Origin of the sequence: Streptomyces sp. PU-14G (assembly GCF_041028275.1) — a bacterium.
Taxonomy (GTDB): Bacteria; Actinomycetota; Actinomycetes; order Streptomycetales; family Streptomycetaceae; genus Streptomyces.
In genome coordinates this window covers 1-20,368 of record NZ_JASKYT010000090.1, presented here as the reverse complement: position 1 = coordinate 20,368, position 20,368 = coordinate 1, and the positions used below count along the sequence as shown (strand labels likewise).

Genomic DNA, 20,368 nt, shown 5'->3' with positions numbered 1-20,368 from the left:
CCCGGCGACCGTCCCGGACTTCACGGGACGGGACGCGCTCCTCGCCCGGCTCGGCGCCCAGCTCGCCCGGGCCGACGGCAGCGTCATGGCCCTCGCGGGTATCGGCGGTGTCGGCAAGACGGCGCTGGCCGTCCACCTCGGGCACGCCGTGGCCGGCCGGTTCCCCGACGGACAGCTCCACGTCGACCTCCAGGGCACCGGGGCCTCCCCCGCGGCCCCCGCAGCCGTGCTCGGAGGGTTCCTCCGCGCCCTGGGAGCCGACGACGCCTCCCTGCCGGAAGGCATCGGGGAGCGCGCGGCGCTCTTCCGTTCGCTGCTGGCGGGCCGCCGCGTCCTGGTCCTGCTCGACAACGCCCGCGACGCCGCCCAGGTCCGCCCCCTCCTCCCCGGCACCGCGGGCTGCGCGGCGCTGGTCACCAGCCGCGTCCGCATGGTCGATCTCGCCGGCGCCCGCCTCGTCGATCTGGACGTGCTGGGCCCCGGCGAGGCCATGGCCCTCTTCTCCCGCGTCGTGGGGGCGGAGCGCGTCGGCGCGGAGCGCGAGGCCGCCATGGATGTGGTGGCGGCCTGCGGGTTCCTGCCCCTGGCGCTGCGCATCGCGGCGGCCAGGCTCTCGGCCCGCCGTACCTGGACCGTCTCCGTGCTCGCCGCCAAGCTGGCCGACGAGCAGCGCCGGCTGGACGAGCTCCAGGCCGGCGACCAGGCCGTCGGGGCCACCTTCGAACTCGGCTACGCCCACCTGGACGCGGAGCAGGCCAGGGCCTTCCGCCTGCTCGGGTTGACCGAGGGCCCCGACATCCCGCTGTCCGACGCCGCCGCGCTCCTCGACCGCACGGCGGAGAAGACCGAGGATCTGCTGGAGGCCCTGGTCGACAGCTCCCTGCTGGAGTCCGCAGGGCCCGGACGCTACCGGCTGCACAACCTTCTGCGGCTCCACGCCAGAGGCCGCGCCCGAGGGTGAGGTTCTGCGTCACCCTCGGAGCTGTTCGAGGAGGACCGGGTCGGTGATCCGCGTGTCGTCCGCCAGCATCAGCGCCTTGCTGAGGATCACCGACAGCGTCCAGTCGCCGTCGAACGGCAGATACACCTGCGCGGAGGACGAGGGCTCGCTCTTCGCGAGGACGCACAGGTACCGGTCCCCCGGATCCCGCAGAACGTTCCCCGAGCCCAGGTGGATCCTGTACGTGTGCAGTGCGCCCTTGACGTGCAGGAAGCGGCCCTCGACATGGCACCGGTCGCCGATGGCCAGCCGGGGCAGCAGCCGCGCCAGCAGGTCGTGGCGGGTCCGCGCGGTCTCGCTCAGCTCGCCGAAGCCGACCGAGGACCAGTACCGGGCGTAGTGCCCGCCGGGCCCGCCGTCCTGCCACGTGGGATCACCGGCCACGCTCGCGACCCCGACGAACAGATCGACGTCTCTGAGCACCTCGCTGAGCACCCGGGCCGGTATCTCCTCCAGCGGCACGGGGTCCACCTCCCGGGGTCCTGGCATGCAGAACCCCTGCCTCCCCTCGCTGTCGATCGTGTTGCCCGGCGCGTCGATCGGATAGAACCTCACCTGGTCCGTGGCCAGCAGCGCGTAGGCGCCCGAGTCGGTGGTGGGCGCGCTGCCGGACTCGCCCTCGCCGCGCACCCAGTATTCGGCGCGCAGCCCCCACTCGGGCAGTTCGCGCACGGCGGGCGGGTAGGAGGTGTCGTGATGGCAGATCCGCAGCTCGGCGTCGTGCCAGCCGCGCTGGGCCGCCAGTGAGCGAAACCTGTGCTGGCCCAGGATGTGCCCGGCGAAGCGGTTGGAGTAGGTGGCGGTGCGCCGTTCCGCGTCGGTGAGCAGGTAGACCTCGCGGTGCGCCTGCTTGAAGGGCTGGGTGACCCGCTCGTCCTCCAGCCGCCGCCGCCAGGCCATCACCTCCTCGACGGTCCTGCCCACCGGATGCCACAGCCGCACGGTGCCCTGGCCCGTCACCGGCTCGCCCGCCAGGTCGCGCAGTGCGCCGTCGGTGTAGCGGCAGGCGGTGCCGTCGAGCGTCCACAGCAGGCGGCGGGCGACCGTACCGGCCAGCGGGTGCTCCAGATAGCGCTCGCGCCACACCTGCGCGGGCCATGAGCGCCGGGTGAGCAGGACCCTCTCCAGACGCCTGGCCACCGCGCCCAGCGTCGCGTTGATCTCCTTGACCTCGGCCCTGAGCTCCTTCAGCCGACGGGCGTGGTCGCGCCGCACGGCGGCCGGGACCGACGTGACCTGCTTGCCGGCGGCGTTCCGCCAGCGCAGCACCGCGGTGCCGTCCTCGGTCAGCAGCTCCGCCGTCGCCTCCGTCGCATCCGTCGCCTCGTTCCCGAAGCGCACGACCCGGCGGCCGTCCTCAGGCGAGAGCCCGAACGAGGGAACGGCCAGCTCCTCGATCTCCTCCCGGCCGAGCCCCAGGTCCCGGGCGCGCGCGTCCAGCCCGGCCTGGAGAATCTTGAGCGTCGCCTTGTACGTCACCCGGGTGGTGAGCCGGGCGAGTTCCGCGAGGGCGGCCTCGCCCTCCATCGTGCACAGCGCCGTCGCACACGCGTTGGCGAGTTTCGGCATGCCCGGGCCCACACCCGGCATTCTGCGCAGCGCTCTCTCCAGCACCGCGCCCAGCGCCCGGGGCGCCCGCGCGTGTCCGGGCAGGAACGAGAGCGTCCACACCAGGCCGCGCGCCACCTCGTAGTTGTACGGGTCGTAGGGGAACACCCGCTCACGCGGCAGTGTGGGCGGGCCGCCCAGCAGGGCCAGCCAGTCCGCCACCCGCTCCAGGAACCGTTCCGCGTCGACCTCGGCGAGCAGGGTCCGCGCGGTCCGTGTCCAGGGCGCGCTCGGCCTGACCGACGTCAGCGTCGCGGCGTGCCGCAGCACGTCGGCCCAGGCCGCAGGCAGCCCCGCCAGTTCGGCGAGCGCGTGGTCCGACCACCGCTCACCGGCGTTGAGCACCGGGTGGCGCTCGGCGAGCAGCCCCACGACTTCCCGGGAGGCCGTCGTCCGGAGCGGTTGGCTGTCGTGGTACGCCCGCCGCATCTCCGCGCCGAGAGCCGACGGGATCTCCCGGCCCGAGGCCAGCTCGACCCAGGCCGCGTCGTAACTCTCCAGCGTGTACTGGACTTTCCCCGCCCAGCCCGCCAGCAAGCGGTGCCGGTCCGCCGCCATGAGGTCGTCAGGACGGCCCGCCGACGCCATGGCGTGCAGGACGACGGCCTGGTCGCGCTGTTCCGGCGTCTCAGCGTCCCGGTAGCGCTCGACGCAGTGGCGCAGCAGGCGGTGCCGGGCGTCGTCGGGCAGCCCGTCCAGCAGGACCCACGGCAGTTGCATGCGGCCGATGGCCCGCTTGCAGGCCGCCGCCGCAGCCTTGCGTGCGACGGCCGTCCGTACGACGTCCTCCAGTTCGCGTGGGCCCAGCGCGGCCAGCTCGGGTGACTCCGACACCCGCAGGTACAGGGCCGCGGCACGCTGCTGCTCCGTCTCGGCCCGCCCGTAGGCCTCGTCGGCCCGCAACCGCACGCGGAGGCGGAGGTATTCGGGAAGGGGCCGCAGCAGCTCCACCGTCCAGGACAGCTCGGGAGCGGAGGCCAGCGCCTCGTGGACCGCCGAGGCGTCGTCGCGTTCGGCGGCGGCCCGCACCGCGGCCCGGCACGTCTCGAAGTCGCTCATCAGCCACCCACCAGGGGGACGAGCTTCAAGAAGGTGATCTCCAGGCCCGCCGAGAGTTCGACCTCTTCGTCGAGGCGCGTCAGTTGCCGCTCGCCGGTCAGGAGCAGAAACCCGTTCTTCTCGAACGCCGCCGCCGCGGCGTCGAACTGCCGCTCCGGGTCGATCCGGTGCGGCGGACGGGACGGCCCCCGGGAGCCGTTCAGCACGGCCTCGTCCGCCGTCGGCCGCACGAGCCCGCGAAACGGTCCGGCCGCTTCCCTTGCGTGGTACTCGGCGACCTCCTGGAACACCCGCCTTCTGATCAGCTCCCGCACACTGACCCGTTCCCCCTCCACATCGAGCACGAGCGCCGCGCACCGGCCCTGCGACGTGCTCTCGTCCGCGCATACGATCTGAGTCATTCCAGGACCCTAGTGGCCGGGTGTGACACTGCGGCGCCGTAAGCGACGGTGCGCGGACCGGCGCCGCCCGCGGTGGCCGTGACGGCGCACGAGGCCGCGGTGGCCGTGACGGCGCACGAGGCCGCGGTGGCTGTGACGGCGCACCAGGCTGCGGTGGCCGGCGCCGGGTGGGTGGGCCGTGCGCCCGCCCACCCGGCGCCGGCTCTCAGGCGCGCCCCGCGGTCTTCTGGGTGCGGCGGGAGACCGAGTCGATGACGACCGCGGCGAGCAGCACCGCACCGGTGATCATGTCGCGGACGGCGGACCCGGTGCCCAGGAGGGCCATGCCGGAGTTGATCGACTGGATGACGAGGGCGCCCAGCAGCGCCGACCAGGTCTTGCCGCGCCCGCCGAAGAGGCTGGTGCCGCCGATGACGGCGGCAGCGATGCAGTTCATCAGCAGGCTGCCGGCGCCGGAGGACTGGTTGGCCGCGTTGATCTGGGAGGCGAAGAACAGGCCCCCGACGGCGGCCATGGTCCCGGCGATGGCGTACACGGTGATCCGGATCATGGGCACGCTGATGCCGGCCCGTGCGGCGGCCTCGCTGCTGCCGCCGACGGCGAAGACCTGCCGCCCGTAGGTGGTGCGGCGCAGCACGAAGTCGCCGAGGACGATGACGCCGACGAAGATGACGACGGCCAGCGGGAGGCCCTTGTAGGAGTTGAAGACGAGGGCCGCCGCGTAGGCGGGTATCGCCACGACGACCGTGCGGAGCACGATCTCGCTGAGCGGGCGGCTGGGCACGTCCGCGGCCTTGCGCCGGCGCGCGTCCAGCAGCGAGAAGCCGAGGAACGCCAGCACGCAGACGGTGGCCAGCCCCATGGCCCAGATCTTGTCGGCGAAGTAGTGGTTGGTCAGTTGGGCGACCACTCCGTCGTCGTTGAGGTTGATGGTGCCGCTGGGGCCGAGGATCTGGAGCATCAGGCCGTTCCAGCCCAGCAGGCCGGCCAGCGTGACCACGAAGGCGGGGACGCCGATCCTGGCAAAGAAGAAGCCGTGGAGGGCGCCTGCCGCCATGCCGACGAGGATGGCCAGGATCATGGCCAGGACCTCGTTCATGCCCTGGTTGATGTTGAGCACGGCCAGCACGGCCGCGGACATGCCGCTGACCGAGCCGACGGACAGGTCGATCTCGCCCAGCAGCAGGACGAAGACGATACCGACTGCGATCAGTCCGGTGCCCGCGCTCTGCACGAACAGGTTGCTGAGGTTGTTCGCGCTCAGGAACGCGGAGTCCTGGAACTGGAAGACGAGGCCGATGACGATGAGCCCGACGATCACCGGCAGCGAGCCGAGTTCGCCGGTGCGCAGGCGGCGCACCAGGTCGTCGAGGTAGCCGGCGAAGCCGCGTTCGCGTACCAGCAGGCGCGGGTCGACGGACGCGACCGAGCCCGCGGCCACGGTGCCGTTCGCCTCGCTCCCGTCCTGCTGGGGGGCGGCCTTGTCGGCCGGTGCCCCGTCGGTGGGGGTGCCGGTGGTCACTTGCGCACCTCCGTGGTGGACGCCTGCTGTGCGGTTCGGGCGTTGCGGCGGGTGACGACGTTGTCAGTGGCTCCGGTGATCGCCGAGACGATCTCCTCCTGGGAGGTCTCGCTCACCGCGAAGGTCCCGTTGTTGCGGCCGAGACGCAGGACGGCGACCCGGTCGCTGACGGCACGCACGTCGGCCATGTTGTGGCTGATGAGCAGCACTCCCAGCTCCCGCTCCCGCAGCCGCTCCACGAGGTCGAGGACCTGCGCGGTCTGCTCGACGCCGAGCGCCGCGGTGGGCTCGTCGAGGATGACGACGCGGGGCTCGCCGAGCAGCGAGCGGGCGATGGCGACGGTCTGCCGCTGCCCGCCGGACAGGGAGGCGACGGGGATGCGGACGCTGGGGATGCGGATCGAGAGGGTGGAGAGGAGTTCGCGGGAGCGGCGCTCCATCTCGACCTCGTCGAGGATGCCGCCCGACTTGAGTTCGTTGCCCAGGAAGAGGTTGCCGACGACGTCGAGGTTGTCGCACAGCGCCAGGTCCTGGTAAACGGTCGCGATGCCGAGTTCCTGGGCGTCGTGCGGCTTGTCGATGCTGACGGGTTCGCCGTTCCACTCCACGCGGCCCTCGTCCGCGGGGCTGACGCCCGCGATGGCTTTGACCAGGGTGGACTTTCCTGCACCGTTGTCTCCGACGAGCGCGACGACCTCGCCGGGGTGGACCTCCAGCTCGACGTCCGTGAGCGCCTGCACGGCGCCGAACCGCTTGGAGACTCCGCGCAACGCCAGCACGGGCGTAGCGGACACGTGAATCACTCCTTAACCGTGATCAGCGCGCCGGTGGTGGCCGTCGCACCGCCCGCCCGCCGTGCGGGGGCCGCCGGGGCTCCCGTACGGCGGGCGGGCGGCTTCGGTACGGGCGGTGCCACCGGGCCGATCGATGTTGCCGGGACCTACTTGATGCCCGCCTCGTCACAGGCCTTCTGGAACTTGTTGGTGCAGATCTCCTTGGCCGTGAAGAACCCGGACTTGCCCACGTACTTCTTGATGTCGTCCTTGGTCAGCGGCAGCGGAGTGACGATCTTGGTGGGGATGTCCTTCTGCGAGGCGCTGTCGGTCTTGGAGGTGGCGATGTCGTCCAGCTTCTCGCCCTTGGCCAGCGCGACGGCGAACTCGGCCGCAGCCGAGGTCTCGGGCACGTACGGCTTGTAGACGCTCATGAACTGCTCGCCCGACAGGATGCGCTGCACGGCGTTGAGTTCGGCGTCCTGGCCCGTCACCGGGGGCATGTTGTCCTTGGTGAAACCGGCGCCCTTGAGCGCGGTGATGATGCCGCCCGCCATGCCGTCGTTGGCCGAGTAGACGCCGACGATGTTCTTCTTGCCGAGGGAGGAGAGGGCGCCCTTCATGTTGCCGTTGGCGTTCTCCGGCTTCCACTCCTTGGTGTCGTACTCCTTGCCGATCTTCACCTTGCCGTCGAGGACGGAGTGGGCGCCCTCCTTGTACATCTTGGCGTTGGGGTCGGTGACGGAGCCGTTCATCATGACGATCTTGCCGTCGTCGGCCTTGTCGCCGAGCTCCTTGAGCAGGGACGTGGCCTGGATCTTGCCGACTCGCGGGTTGTCGACGGAGGTGTAGGCCTTGATGGGGCCTTCGGCGAGACGGTCGTAGGCGACGACGGGGATGTCGGCGTCGTCGGCCTTCTTGACGGAGCTGGCGATGGACTTGGCGTCCACCGCGTCCACGATCAGCGCGTCGACCTTCTTGGTGACCATCGTCTCGGCCTGCTGCTGCTGGAGGTTGGCGTCCTGTTTGGCGTTGGAGTACAGGATCTTGGTGTCCTTGCCCGCCAGTTCCTTGATCTTCTTCTCCAGCAGCGGCTTGTCGAACCGCTCGTAACGTGCTGTCTGGTTCTCGGGGAGCAGCAGCCCGATCGTCAGCGGGCCCTTCTTCTCCTTGCCGCTGTCCTTGCCGTCCGCCTGGTCAGCACTGCCGCAGGCGGCTGTGGTGAGGGCGAGCGAGAGTGTGACGGTACCGAAGACGATGCCGCGCAGCGCTGCGTGCATGGTGACCTCCCTGACGGGGCCGCGGCGTCGCGGCCGGGGTAGCCGGAAGTCAACTCGCCGCCGATGCAACGGTCAATAAGAAAATCCTTAACGAGATGACAACGATGCCATCCATTGAAAACAGAAAGCCACAGCACGACGGAGGGGGCGCCCCCGGAGGGGCGCGGGGAACTGCGCGGCCGACCACAACGCGCCCGCACCGGGCAACGCCGCGGGGCCGCAGCGGCGATGCCCCCTCCAGGCCTCACAGGCCTACGCGGCGGCCGGGCTCTCACCCCCGCAGGCCCGGTATTGCGCAGGGCCCGCAGGGCTCAGGCCGCAGGGCTCAGGCCGCAGGGCTCAGGCGGCAGCCGAGGCGGCGGCGTCCACCAGCGTGGTGTCACCCATCTCGTTGAGCACCAGGGCGAGCGCGCCCAACACCTCGGCCCGGCTGTCGAGTTCGCCGGGCGCCACCTTCAACTGCCGCGCCGCGCTGGGGATGGCGTAGCGCGCCACCGAGTCCCGCACCGGGTCCAGCACCAGGTCCCCGGCCTCGGCCAGGTCTCCGCCCAGCACGACCCGCGAGGGGTTGAGAAGGTTGCAGAGGCTGGCCACCCCGCTGCCGATGTGGCGGCCGATGTCGGCGACCACCCGCCGGCACCCCGGGTCGCCCTCGCCTGCCAGCCGCACCACCCGCGCCATGGTCAGGTCGGTGCCGTGGCTGGAGTGCAGCAGCGGCAGCACGTACCGGGCGGCGGTGAAGGTCTCCAGGCAGCCGCGGTTGCCGCAGCGGCAGACGGGGCCCGACTCGTCCAGCGTGATGTGGCCGATCTCGCCCGCCGTGCCGCCAGGGCCCCGGTAGATCTGGCCGTTGATCACCAGTCCGGCGCCGACACCGCTGGCGACCTTGATGTAGGCCAGGTCCCTGGCGCCGTGCCCCGCGCCCCACACCTGCTCGCCGAGGGCACCGAGGTTGGCGTCGTTGTCGACGTAGACAGGGACGCCGATCCGCGTGGCGAGCTCGTCACGCGGGTTGGTGCCGGCCCATCCCGGCAGGATGGCGGTGGAGCCCAGCACGCCCGTCTCGATGTCGATCGGCCCCGGGACGCCCAGGCCGATGCCGATGACCTTGCCCGGGCTGATCCCGCTCTCGGCCACCAGCCGCCGCACCAGCCGCTCGGCGCGGTCGAAGCCCTGCCCGGCGGAGGCGTCGACGTCGATGGGCTCGGCGTCCTCGGCCAGTACGGTGTGCGCCAGGTTGCCGACGGCGACGCGCAGGTGCGAGTGGCCGAAGTCGACGCCGACCACGATGCCCGCGTCGGCGCTGAGGGAGACGGCGCGCGCCCGCCGGCCACCGGAGGAGGTGGGGGTGACCTCGACGGTGCCGGCGTCCTTGAGCTCACGGACGATGTTGGAGACGGTCGCGGCGGACAGCCCGGTGCCGCGGGCGATCTCCGCCTGGGTGAGCGAGCCCGCCATCCGTACGGCCCGCACGACGCGCTCGAGGTTCGCCCGGTGCAGCGAGGACTGCGACCCCGGAGTCTCCACCACTGTTCACTCCCCGCTTGTCTCCAACATCTGAACCCTAAGAAGAGCCCCAGCGGTCCTCCCCGTCAAGTCCTTCGATCAAGCCGGCAGCGGACGGCGCTCATTTGTGACTCATCATACGGAGGTGAGCGGAGGCAACGCGCCGGGTCCCCGGCCGGTGGCCGGGGACCCGGGGTGTGGGCCTGCGGTGGTCACCTCACTTCACGGAGCCCGCCGTCAGCCCGGAGACCACGTGCCGCTCGATGAACGCGAACAGGATGATCACCGGGACGATGGCGACGACGGAGGCGGCGAACAGGTAGTTCCACTGCACCGTGTAGGCGCCGATGAAGTTGTTGATGCCGACCGTCAGCGGCTGCTTGTCCGGCTCCGTGGAGAGGGTCAGCCCCATCACGAACTCGTTCCAGGCCGAGATGAAGGTGAAGATCACGGCCGTGACGACGCCGGGCAGCGCCAGCGGCAGCGTCACCCGCGTCATCGCCCCGAAGCGGCTGGTGCCGTCCACCATCGCCGCCTCCTCCAGCTCCTGCGGGATGGACCCGATATAGGCGGTGAGGATCCACACGGCGAAGGCGAGGTTGAACGCGGCGTTGGTGAGGATCAGCGTCCAGACCGAGTTGAGCATGTCCAGCTGGTAGAACTCGCGGTAGAGGCCCACCAGCAGGGCGGTCGGCTGGAACATCTGGGTGACCAGCACCAGCAGCAGGAACCACTTGCGGCCCCTGAACCTCATCCGCGCCGTGTAGTACGCGGCCGGCAGCGAGACGAGCAGCACCAAAAGGGTGGAGCCGCCCGCGACCAGCAGGGTGACCTGGAGGTTGTTCCCGAGCGAGGACTCGCGCCAGACCTCGATGAAGTTCGACCAGTCCAGCTTGTCGGGCAGATAGGTGCGGTCGCGCAGTTCGTCGGCGGGCCGCAGCGCCGTGACGATCATCTCCAGGTACGGCGCCAGGAACAGCGCGGCGAGCAGCCACGCGAAGGCGGCGATCACCAGGCTGCGCGGCCGGAAGCTGCGCTTGGGCGGGCGCACGGCACGCCTGGGGGGTCCCGCGGGGCCCTCCTTGACGGGCCCCGGCCCGGCGGTCTGTGTTGCGGTCGCCATCAGTCCTCCTCGTTCCACCGGCTGACCTTGAGGAAGAGCAGCACGAGCACGACGACCATGGCGAAGTTGACCACCGACATCGCCGCCGACTCGGCGATGTCCGTCTCCTTGAGCTTGTACATGAACACGGTGGTCGTCGAGGTGTCGCTGCCCGGGCCGCCCTGCGTCATCGCCCAGATGATCGGGAACGAGTTGAAGACGTTGATGAGGTTGATGACCACACCGACGAGGAACGCGGGGCGCAGCAGGGGCAGGGTGATGCTCCGGTAGGTCTGCCAGGGCCCCGCACCGTCGATGCAGGCCGCCTCGTAGACATCGCCCGGGATCGTCTGAAGCCCGGCCAGCAGGGTGTAGGTGGTGAAGGGCAGCGAGACGAAGACCGCCACGAACATCATCCAGGGCCATGCGGTCGACTGGGAGCCCAGCCAGTCCGTGGACTTGTCGATGATGCCCAGGTCCAGCATCACCGTGTTGAGCACACCAGCGGTCTGGTTGAGCATCCACTTGAAGCCGATGGCGGTCATCAGGACCGAGGCGGCCCAGGGGGCGATGAGCGCCCATCGGGTGATGCTGCGCCCCGGGAAGCGCTGGTTGAACAGCTGGGCGAGGCCCAGCGAGACCAGCATGGTGACGCTGACGACCACGACCGTCCACAGGACGGTGTAGCCGATGACGTGTCCGAAGCCGGACTCGTCGAAGAGTTTCTTGTACTTGTCGGTGCCGGCCGAGCCCCGCACGACCCCCGAGATGCTGATGTTCTGGAACGAGGTCCTGACCAGCTCGACGATGGGCCACACGACGACGGCGAGGATGAGCAGGACGACCGGGGCTATCCAGGGAAGCGGGCCGAGCCGGGCCAGCCCGCCGCGTGAGCGGGGGGCCGGCCTGGTCGACTGCCCGCCCCGCCCCCGGCTCCTGCTGGCCGGGGACGGCGGGGCCTTCAATGACACGGGGTCTCCTTGCGGTACGGAGGGGTCGAGTGGAGCGTTCCGCGGTCTACTTGGTGTTCGCCGCCGCTTCCTCCGCCTTCTTCTGCAGGTCCCCGAGGATCTTCTTCGGGTCCTCCTTGGCCGCCTTGCCGCCGGTCTTCTTCATCTCGGCGGAGACGATGTCCCAGGCGGGGTCGCCCAGCGGGTAGAACCTGGCGCCGTCCAGCTCGTCGAAGAAGGGCTGCAGGTCCTTGTGCTTGCCGTTCGACTGCATCGTCTCCAGCGCGTCCTTGGTGACCGGCATGAAGTTGTACATCTCGTCGAACTTGAGCATCTTCTTCGAGTACACGAAGTCGAGGAACTTCTTTATCTGCTCCTGCTTGCCGCCGTCCTTGAAGGCCATCATCCAGTCGGCGACGCCCAGGGTCGTCTTGAGCGGTCCGTCCTTGCCCGGGATGGTGGTCACCCCGTAGTCGACCTTGCCCGCCTTCGCCATCTGAACGAGGCTCGGGTGGCCGTTGAGCATGCCCGCCTTGCCCGCGGCGAAGTCGGCGAAGGCCGTCTTGCGGTCGGTGGAGGCCGGGTTGGAGTACGTCAGGCCCGGCTTGACCAGGTTGTCCTGGAGCCAGTTGAAGGTCTCGACGTTCTTCTTGCTGTCGAGGGTGTACTTGCCGCTGGAGTCGGTGTAGCCACCGCCGTTGCCCAGCTCCCAGATCAGCGTCTCGCCCTGCGCCTCCTCGGGGCCCAGCGGCAGCGCGTAGGGGGTGTCGGCGGCCTTCGACTTCTTGATCTTCTCGGCGGCCTCGGCCAGCTCGTCCCAGGTCTTCGGCGGGTTCTTGATGCCCGCCTTCTTGAAGACCTCCTTGTTGTAGAACAGCACACGGGTGGAGGAGACCCACGGGATGCCGTACTGGGTACCGTCCACCTCGCCGGCCTTGGCGAACGACGGGATGAGGTTCTTCTGCGTCTTGGGCGAGAGGACCTCGTCGGCCTTGTAGAGCAGGTCGTCGGCGACCTTGTCGGCGTAGCCGCCGGTCTGCAGCAGGTCCGGAACGTTGCCGCTCTGGATCATCGTCTTGACCTGCTTGTCGATGTCGTTCCAGTTGATGACCTGGACCTCGACCTTGATGTCCTTGTTCTGCTTCTCGAAGTCCTTGACGACCGAGTCCCAGTAGATCTTCGAGGCGTTGGACTTCTTGTCGCCGTAGTCGGCCGCCACCAGTTTGATGGTGTTCTTGTCCCCGGAGCTCCCACTGTCACCGCCGCAGGCGGTCACGCTCAGTGCCATGGCGAGCGCTGCGGCGCCGGCCGCCACTGCTCTTTTGTTCATGTTGCTCAACCCTTCGACATCGGTGTCGACTTGCTCGCAGGTGATGCGTCGCTCCGGGCGCCACCCGGTCCCCCACGCAACGCTCGGGCGAGGAGCCCCGACTGCCCGGCACGATGATCCCGCAGCAGTCACGGCGCAGACTATCCATGGCGGTTTCCGCCTCGACAGGTCTAGGCCACTTTCGTGGCCAACCTGAAATCACCGCTGTGGGCGGCCAGTTTGACCGGCGCGTTTCCCCCGGCTCCCGGGCCGCCCACCCGGTCCTCGACCGCCGTACGGCCTATTTGATCGCGCCCGCGGTCAGCCCCGCCTGCACCTGGCGCTGGAAGACCGCGTAGACGACGAGCACCGGCACCATGGCCAGGGTCAGTCCCGCGAACAGCGCGCCCCAGTCGCCCGCGTAGCCCTGGGAGACGGTCAGCGCCGCGAGCCCCTGGGGCAGCACGTAGTTGTTCTCGTCGTCGTTGTTGAGCAGCAGCGGCAGCAGGTACTGGTTCCACTGGCCGAGGAAGTTGAAGATGCCGATGCTGACCAGGCCCGGCTTGGCCATGGGGAGCATGACCTGGAAGAACGTCCGGGTGTGCGAGGCGCCGTCGATCATCGCCGCCTCCTGCACCCCGCTGGGCAGCGTCCGGAAGAACGAGGTGAGGAAGAAGGTGGTGAACGGCAGCGAATAGGCGATGTACGCGATGATCAGCCCCGGCCGGGTGTCCAGCAGGGACATGTTGTCCATGATCGTGAAGAGCGGGATCAGCGCCAGGATCACCGGGAACATCATCCCGCCCGCGAACAGCAGGAAGATGAACCGGTTTCCGGGGAAGGTGAAGCGGGCGATCACGTAGGCGGCCATCGAGCCGAGCAGCATCGTGCCCGTGAGCGAGCCGGCCAGAATGATGACCGAATTGAGCGCGTAGCGGCCCACCTTCGCCTCGGTCCAGGCGTTGGCGAAGTTCTCCCAGTGCAGCGAGGTGGGCAGGCCCATCGGATCGCCCAGGTAGTCCGCCGTCGGACGGAAGGCGGTCAGCGCCACCCAGACCAGCGGGCCCGCCGCCATGACGACCCACAGGATCAAAAAGCCGTGCGAGAAGGCGTTCAGGGTGCGGCTCTCGCCGCCCTTGAGGCCCCTGGCCCCCTTGCCGCCCCCTCCGCCGGCGGCGGGCGGGCGGGTGGTGCTCTGGGATACCGGGGCCGCGGCCGTCTCCTTGGCCACCCCCGCCGCGTCCGTGCTCATCGGTTCGGCACTCATCGCAACCCGCTTCTCAGTACTCGATCGTCTCACGGCGGCCGATCCTCATCACGATGAGCGTGAAAGCCATGCTCAGAACGAGGAGCACCACACCGATGGCCGTGGCGTAGCCGAACTGGCCCTCCCGGAAGCGCTCGTAGAGGTAGACCGGGGTCACCTTCAGCACGTGGGAAGGCACCATGATCAGGACGACCGCGAAGGCGTCCAGCGCCTGGATGCCCATGTAGATCCAGCCGGTGCGCACGGTGTCCCAGATCAGTGGCAGCGTCACCCGGAAGAACGTGGCGCCCCGGCCCGCGCCGTCCAGCAGCGCCGCCTCGTAGATGTCCTTGGGGATCGCGCCCATCGCGGCCGAGAAGAGCACGACGTAGAACCCGACGAAGCTCCACGCGATCACCGCCATGGTGGCGAGGAGAGCCAGCTTGTAGTCGCCGCCCAGCCAGCGCTGCTCGAGAGAGCCCAGGCCCACCTCGCCGAGCAGCCCGTTCAGCAGTCCGCTGCGGGAGCTGTAGACCTGCTGCCAGACCACCGCGATCAGCGCGATGGAGAGCACCTGCGGAAAGAAATAGACGATCTTGTAGAACGAGGAGCCCGCGACCCCGGAGACCGCCTCTCCCCTGCGGTGCCGGCCGCCCGCGGTGATCATGTAGGCGAAGAAGATGCCGAGCGCGAGCGTGATCAGCGGAACGATCACCAGCAGCAGCAGGCTGGTCCGGATCGACGACCAGAATTTCTCGTCGTTCCACATCTTCACGTAGTTGTCGAATCCGACGAAGTTCGCCGTGGCACCGCCCGCCCAGTCCGTGAAGGAGTAGAAGATCGCCTGGAAGAACGGGGAGATGACGAAGACCGCGTAGAAAGCCAGCGGCAGGATCAGAAATCCGACGATGAACCGGTACTTGTCCAGTGTCCGGTATCTGCGATCTTCACGGACCCTGGCCGGAGTGAAGCGGGGCGGCAGCAGGACCGCCACCACGAAGGCCAGCTTGTCGCCCGGCGGCAGTTTCCGCCACGGAACCATTCCCTGTGTCGCCGGCCCGCTTCCGGCCGGCCGTGTCCGAGTCTCCACGCCGCTCCGCTCTCCCCCACTCCCCGTTTCCGCCGCGCCGCCTCAGGCCTTCTTGATCTTGTGGACGTCCGGGTCCTTGGCCACCCGGTCGGCGGCCTTCTGCATGGTGTTCATCGCTTCCTTGACCGACGACTCACCATTCATGAAGGACCCGACGACGCTGTTGAACTCCTCGTTCCACAGCGCCGTGTACCACTCCTTGAAAAAGGCGATGACGATGTTGTCGCCGGCCGCCTTGATGGCCTTCTGGGAACTGGCGACACCCGGGGGCAGGTCCAGACCGTCGATGGCGCCCTTGACCACGGGCATGGAGGAGACTTCGCGGAAGAAGTTCTGCGCGGCCTTCTTGCTGTACATCATCCGCATCCACTCCAGGCCGCCCTGCTTGTTCCTGGCCTTCTCGGGGATGAGGAACGGCTCGCCTGGCGGCGCGTACAGGGTGCCGAACGGCATGGCGTCGCCCTTGTCGAGAGACGGGGTGGCGCCCACCCGCATCTCGAAGTCCTTCGGCGTGGTGGCCTTCGCCTCGTTCTCCACCCAGGAGCCGTCCGGGATGAAGACGGCCTTGCCCTTGGTCCACGCGGTCTGGGCCTCGATGTGCGCCTTCTCGCCGTCGAAGCCCTGCAGCACGTACTTCTTGGCCAGCAGCTCCTCGTAGGCTTCGAAGACGGCCTTCACCGCGTCGGACTTCCAGGCGTTCGGCTCCAGGTAGTCCATGGCCTCCAGCTGCTTGCGACCGCCGGCCTGGCCGAACATGGCGTACATGCTGAAGAACATGTAGCGGGGGTGTCCTGCCGGGTACGTCCAGCCGTGCACGCCCTTCTTCTTCGCCGTCTTGCAGACCGCCAGCATCTCGTCCCAGGTCTTGGGGTACTCGACCTCCAGCGTCTTACTGAGCATCGTGTCCGAGTACCAGATGCCGTAGACGGTCTGCGCGATGTTCAGCTGGTACACAGCGTCGCTGCCGAACTGTCCCATCTCCACGACGCCGGGCACGAAGGTGTCGCGGACCTTCACGTCCGGGTCGTCCCAGCTCGGCGCGTCCAGCAGGTCGGTCACGTCCGCGGCCTGCTTGTTCTGGACGAGGGAGAGGATGTTCATGTTGTCGGCGCCGGAATTGTTGATCACATCCGGCGGGTCGCCCTTCACGATACGCGGCTGCGTCTGAGTGGCGATCTTCACGGTCTGCTTCTGGTCGAGCTCCGCATCGGGGTACTTCTTCTCGTACATGTCGCTGACAAAGCGCGCGTACTTGTCCTTGTACCCGCCCTTGAATATGTAGACCTGGAGTGCGGCGTCCTTTTTGACCGCGAGCGGATTCTCGGCGCTCTTCTTACCCTTTTCCGCCTTTTCCTCATCGCCACCGCCGGTGGCGCAGGAGGTCAACGATCCGAGGGCGGGTACTGCGAGAAGGCCGGCCGCGGTGGCCCGCTTCATCACATCACGACGGTTGACGCTGGTGGTTCCCATGCTCAAGTCCTCGCCTTCTCCAGGACTCAGGCGGTGTACCGGTCTCCCGTCAACTCGCCACCGGCGAAGGGCCCGACACCGCGGGTGAAGTTCAAGCTGGTTGGTGCGGGTTGTGCGATGGTGCGCCAGTGATACGGCTTCCCGCGCGCGGGTACCGCTCAAGGTGCGGACAGGTATAGTCCACTCTTCGCCATCTGGGCAAGATCGAGAACAGACCGGCCCAGCATCTTTCCCGAGTTGAGACCTGTGCGGAATTCCCTTCCCGTTCCGGCTCCCCAACACCCTTGACACCAGCGGGCTCGCGTACATTACTGGTCGTCGAAAATCACAACTGACAACGTTGTCGGCCCGTTGAGAGGTCCGTGTGTCGCACAGCCCCCTGCTCCGACTCCGTATGCCGTCCGGGAACAGACCCGGACACCGACCGCCGCCCGAGGGGCGAGCGGGCCGCCGCAGACCCCCCGGCTTCCGTGCCGTGCCACGCGGGACGGCCGTACGGCGATCCGCGGTCGCGCTCGTCCTCGCCCTGGTCGCCACCTCCACGATCGAGGCCACCAGCGCCGTCGCCCGCCCCGACCCCGGCTCCGGAGCGCACCCCACACGGTTCGCCTCCTCCTTCGAGCCCGACACCCCCGCCCCCGACTGGAACTCCGCCGTCGAGACCGAACCCGACGGCACCCCGCGCGCCGACCACGTCACCCACGAAGGCGAGCCCGGGCTCGCCACCCGCACCGGCACGGGCCCCGAGGAGTCCCCCACCGCCAAGACGGGCGCGGGCTTCACCGGCACCCACGCGCTGCGCTTCGCCGGCGAGCACACCGGAGCGGGGCGCGGCCACGCCACCAACAAGGTCTTCGACGTCGACGTCACCGTCACCCGCGACACGGTGCTCTCCTACCGGCTGTTCCCCGAGATGCCCGAGGGCGACCGCAGTTACGCCGCGACGCACGTGGCCGTCGACCTCGCCTTCACCGACGGCACCTACCTGAGCGAACTGCGCGCCGCCGACCAGCACGGCAACCGGCTGACCCCGGCCGCCCAGGGCGCCTCCAAGACGCTCTACGTCAACCAGTGGAACAACACCGAGGCCCGCATCGGCCGCGTCGCCGAGGGCAAGACCGTCGACCGGGTACTGCTCGGCTACGACGCGTCCACCGGCCCCCGGGACGGCACACGGCCCTTCAGCGGCTGGCTGGACGACGTGCGGATCGCCCCGCGCAAGTCGGCGGCAGCCGCCCGGCCTTCGGACCACCTCTCCGACCACGTCACCACCACCCGCGGCACCAACTCCAGCGGCTCGTTCTCGCGCGGCAACAACTTCCCCGCCACCGCCGTCCCGCACGGATTCAACTTCTGGACGCCGGTGACCGACGCGGGCGCCAAGGACTGGCTGTACACGTACGCGCAGCAGAACAACGCCGACAACCTGCCCTCGCTCCAGGCCTTCAGTGCCAGCCACGAGCCCAGCCCGTGGATGGGCGACCGGCAGACCTTCCAGGTGATGCCCTCGACCGCGAAGGGCACCCCCGACGCGGACCGCACCGCACGCGCCCTGCCGTTCCGGCACGCCAACGAGACGGCACGGCCGCACTACTACGGCGTCACCTTCGAGAACAAGCTGCGCGCCGAGATCACCCCCACCGACCACGCGGCCATGATGCGCTTCACCTTCCCGAAGCGGGACGCCAGCCTGATCTTCGACAACGTCGACGAGAACGCCGGGCTCACCCTCGACACCGAACGCGGGGTCGTCAGCGGCTGGTCCGACGTCAAGAGCGGACTGTCCACGGGCGCGACGCGGATGTTCGTCTACGCCACGTTCGACGCGCCCGTCACCGGCGGCGGCGAACTGAGCGGCGGCGGCAGCAAGGACGCGGCGGGCTACCTGCGCTTCGCGCCGGGCAGCGACCGCACCGTGACGATGCGCATAGCCACCTCGCTGATCAGCGTCGAGCAGGCCAAGGCCAACCTGCGCAGCGAGGCCCCGCGTTCGCGCTCCTTCGAGCAGGTCCGGGACCGGGCGCAGAAGAAATGGGACGACCTGCTGGACGTCATCGAGGTCGAGGGCGCCACCCCCGACCAGCTCACCACCCTCTACTCCAACCTCTACCGGCTCTACCTCTACCCCAACGCCGGCCACGAGAAGGTCGGCTCCAAGGTCAGATACGCCAGCCCCTTCTCCCCCGCCGAGAAGCCGGACACCCCGACCGAGACCGGCTCGAAGATCGTCGACGGCGAGGTCTACGTCAACAACGGCTTCTGGGACACCTACCGCACCACCTGGCCCGCCTACTCCTTCCTCACCCCGAAACAGGCGGGCAAGATGGTGGACGGGTTCGTGCAGCAGTACAAGGACGGCGGCTGGGTCTCCCGCTGGTCCTCACCCGGCTACGCCGACCTGATGACCGGCACGTCCTCCGACGTCGCCTTCGCCGACGCGTACCTCAAAGGCGTCGACTTCGACGCGAAGGCCGCCTACGAGGCGGCCCTCAAGAACGCCACGGTCGCCCCACCCGACCCCGGCGTGGGCCGCAAGGGCATGAACACCTCCCCCTTCCTCGGCTACACCAGCACCGACACCAAGGAAGGCATGTCCTGGGCGCTGGAGGGCTACCTCAACGACTTCGGCATCGCCCAGATGGGCAAGGCCCTGTACAAGAAGACCGGCGAGAAGCGGTACAAGGAGGAGTCCACCTACTTCTCCCAGCGCGCCCGCAACTACGTCCACCTCTTCGACGACAAGATCGACTTCTTCCAGGGCCGGAACGCCGACGGCACCCGGCGGCTGTCCCCCGACGCGTACGACCCGCGCGTGTGGGGCCACGACTACACCGAGACCAACGGCTGGAACTTCGCCTTCACCGCGCCCCAGGACACCCGCGGTCTCGCCAACCTCTACGGCGGGCGCAGCGGCCTCGCCAAGAAGCTGGACACCTACTTCTCGACCCCGGAGACGGGCGAGGAGAAGTACGCCGGCAGCTACCCCGGTGTGATCCACGAGATGACCGAGGCCCGCGACGTACGCATGGGCATGTACGGGCACTCCAACCAGCCCGCGCACCACATCGCCTACCTGTACGACGCGGCAGGACAGCCCTGGAAGACCCAGGAGAAGGTCCGCGAGGTCCTCTCGCGGCTCTACGTCGGCAGCGAGATCGGCCAGGGCTACCCGGGCGACGAGGACAACGGTGAGATGTCCGCCTGGTACGTCTTCAGCGCGCTGGGCTTCTACCCGCTGGTGATGGGCTCCCCCGAGTACGCCGTCGGCTCACCCCTGTTCACCAAGGCGACCGTGCACCTGGAGAACGGCCGGGACCTGGTCGTCAAGGCGCCGAAGAACAGCGCGAAGAACGTCTACGTGCAGGGCCTGAAGGTCAACGGCAAGAAGTGGCGCTCCACGGCGCTGCCGCACAAGCTCCTGGCCAAGGGCGGCACGCTGGAGTTCGACATGGGCCCCAAGCCCTCGAAGTGGGGCGCGGGACCCGGCCAGGCGCCGACCTCCCTCACCAAGGGCGGCAAGGTGCCCTCGCCGCAGGGCGATGTGAGCGAGCCCGGGGACTCCCCGCTGACCGACGACACCTCCGACACGGCCGCCGAGGTCGGCGACGCGCCGGTCACCGTCGAGCGGGGCTCCCGCGTCACGTCGTACACCCTCACCTCCGACGACCACGCCGACGCACCGGCCGGCTGGAAACTGGAGGGCTCCCGCAACGGGGGCAAGACCTGGCACACGGTGGACCGGCGCGCGGGCGAGACCTTCCGCTGGGACAAGCAGACCCGCGTCTTCTCCCTCCGCCACGCCGGCCACTGGACGAGCTACCGCCTGGTGCCGGCCGAGCCGGGCGCACGCCTCGCGGAGATCGAACTGCTCGGCCACTGAGCGCGCTTACCCGCACCACCGACGGGCCGCACCCTCGCGGGTGCGGCCCGTCGGCCTTCCCCCCCCCCCCCCCCCCCCCCCCCCCCCCCCCCCCCCCCCCCCCCCCCCCCCCCCCCCCCCCCCCCCCCCCCCCCCCCCCCCCCCCCCCCCCCGGCCTTCCCCACCCCACCCG

13 protein-coding genes and 1 pseudogene are annotated in these 20,368 nt (G+C 69.4%); 2 read left to right on the top strand and 12 right to left on the bottom strand.

Annotated elements, in window-relative coordinates:
- A pseudogene (locus AB8Z75_RS13625) lies at positions 1–943 on the top strand (NB-ARC domain-containing protein); the annotation flags it as partial.
- A gap of 27 nt (positions 944–970) precedes the next feature.
- On the opposite strand, the gene AB8Z75_RS13620 reads toward AB8Z75_RS13625, so the two are convergent.
- The 12 genes from AB8Z75_RS13620 to ngcE form a co-directional block, all read right to left on the bottom strand.
- Positions 971–3,667, bottom strand: a complete 2,697-nt coding sequence (locus tag AB8Z75_RS13620) for a DUF4132 domain-containing protein (protein WP_369201757.1) — start codon at positions 3,665–3,667, stop codon at positions 971–973.
- Positions 3,667–4,068, bottom strand: a complete 402-nt coding sequence (locus AB8Z75_RS13615) for a hypothetical protein (protein ID WP_369201756.1) — start codon at positions 4,066–4,068, stop codon at positions 3,667–3,669. The genes AB8Z75_RS13620 and AB8Z75_RS13615 overlap by 1 nt, the downstream gene beginning before the upstream one ends.
- Positions 4,069–4,273: 205 nt before the next feature.
- Positions 4,274–5,590: a sugar ABC transporter permease gene (locus tag AB8Z75_RS13610; RefSeq protein ID WP_369201755.1), complete on the bottom strand. Its 1,317-nt coding sequence runs from the start codon at positions 5,588–5,590 to the stop codon at positions 4,274–4,276.
- Complete coding sequence (locus tag AB8Z75_RS13605) at positions 5,587–6,393, bottom strand: ATP-binding cassette domain-containing protein (protein ID WP_369201754.1); 807 nt, start codon at positions 6,391–6,393, stop codon at positions 5,587–5,589. The genes AB8Z75_RS13610 and AB8Z75_RS13605 overlap by 4 nt, the downstream gene beginning before the upstream one ends.
- 137 nt (positions 6,394–6,530) lie before the next feature.
- Positions 6,531–7,643: a substrate-binding domain-containing protein gene (locus AB8Z75_RS13600; protein WP_369201753.1), complete on the bottom strand. Its 1,113-nt coding sequence runs from the start codon at positions 7,641–7,643 to the stop codon at positions 6,531–6,533.
- Between the two features lie 339 nt (positions 7,644–7,982).
- Complete coding sequence (locus AB8Z75_RS13595; RefSeq protein WP_369201759.1) at positions 7,983–9,170, bottom strand: ROK family protein; 1,188 nt, start codon at positions 9,168–9,170, stop codon at positions 7,983–7,985.
- A gap of 196 nt (positions 9,171–9,366) precedes the next feature.
- Positions 9,367–10,272, bottom strand: coding sequence for a carbohydrate ABC transporter permease (locus tag AB8Z75_RS13590; protein ID WP_369201752.1), 906 nt, complete (start codon positions 10,270–10,272; stop codon positions 9,367–9,369).
- Complete coding sequence (locus tag AB8Z75_RS13585) at positions 10,272–11,222, bottom strand: carbohydrate ABC transporter permease (protein ID WP_369201751.1); 951 nt, start codon at positions 11,220–11,222, stop codon at positions 10,272–10,274. Before AB8Z75_RS13585 ends, AB8Z75_RS13590 begins: the two co-directional genes overlap by 1 nt.
- A gap of 46 nt (positions 11,223–11,268) precedes the next feature.
- Positions 11,269–12,531 (bottom strand): extracellular solute-binding protein, encoded by a 1,263-nt coding sequence (locus AB8Z75_RS13580; protein WP_369201750.1) that lies wholly within the window; start codon positions 12,529–12,531, stop codon positions 11,269–11,271.
- Positions 12,532–12,811: 280 nt separating this feature from the next.
- Positions 12,812–13,777 carry a carbohydrate ABC transporter permease gene (locus AB8Z75_RS13575; protein ID WP_369201749.1) on the bottom strand — a complete coding sequence of 322 codons (966 nt, stop codon included), beginning with the start codon at positions 13,775–13,777 and terminating at the stop codon, positions 12,812–12,814.
- A gap of 13 nt (positions 13,778–13,790) precedes the next feature.
- Positions 13,791–14,798: a carbohydrate ABC transporter permease gene (locus AB8Z75_RS13570; protein WP_369201748.1), complete on the bottom strand. Its 1,008-nt coding sequence runs from the start codon at positions 14,796–14,798 to the stop codon at positions 13,791–13,793.
- A gap of 90 nt (positions 14,799–14,888) precedes the next feature.
- A complete protein-coding gene (gene ngcE / locus AB8Z75_RS13565) occupies positions 14,889–16,316 on the bottom strand; it encodes an N-acetylglucosamine/diacetylchitobiose ABC transporter substrate-binding protein (protein ID WP_369201747.1) in 1,428 nt (475 codons plus the stop codon).
- Between the two features lie 526 nt (positions 16,317–16,842).
- Between ngcE and AB8Z75_RS13560 the strand changes: the two genes are divergently transcribed.
- Complete coding sequence (locus AB8Z75_RS13560; RefSeq protein ID WP_369201758.1) at positions 16,843–20,196, top strand: GH92 family glycosyl hydrolase; 3,354 nt, start codon at positions 16,843–16,845, stop codon at positions 20,194–20,196.
- Positions 20,197–20,368 lie beyond the last annotated feature (172 nt).